At 54.9% G+C, this 512-nt stretch carries 1 rRNA gene; it reads left to right on the plus strand.

The features are described from left to right. A 23S ribosomal RNA gene (locus ACFPTP_RS10005) occupies positions 1–512 on the plus strand; the annotation flags it as partial.

Below are 512 nucleotides of genomic sequence, written 5' to 3' on the forward strand. Positions count from 1 at the left end.
AGAGAGCCGCAGTGAATAGGCCCAGGCGACTGTTTAGCAAAAACACAGGTCTCTGCAAAACCGTAAGGTGACGTATAGGGGCTGACGCCTGCCCGGTGCTGGAAGGTTAAGAGGAGAGGTCAGCGCAAGCGAAGCTTCGAATTGAAGCCCCAGTAAACGGCGGCCGTAACTATAACGGTCCTAAGGTAGCGAAATTCCTTGTCGGGTAAGTTCCGACCCGCACGAAAGGCGTAACGATCTGGGCACTGTCTCAACGAGAGACTCGGTGAAATTATAATATGCGTGAAGATGCGCATTACCCGCGACAGGACGGAAAGACCCCGTGGAGCTTTACTGTAGCCTGATATTGAATTCCGGTGCAGCCTGTACAGGATAGGTAGGAGCCTTGGAATCCGGAGCGCCAGCTTCGGAGGAGGCAATGGTGGGATACTACCCTGGCTGTATTGGACTTCTAACCCTTGCCCGTGATCCGGGCAGGAGACAGTGTCAGGTGGGCAGTTTGACTGGGGCGG

Source organism: Sporosarcina koreensis (genome assembly GCF_042655825.1).
GTDB classification, from domain to species: Bacteria; Bacillota; Bacilli; order Bacillales_A; family Planococcaceae; genus Sporosarcina; species Sporosarcina koreensis.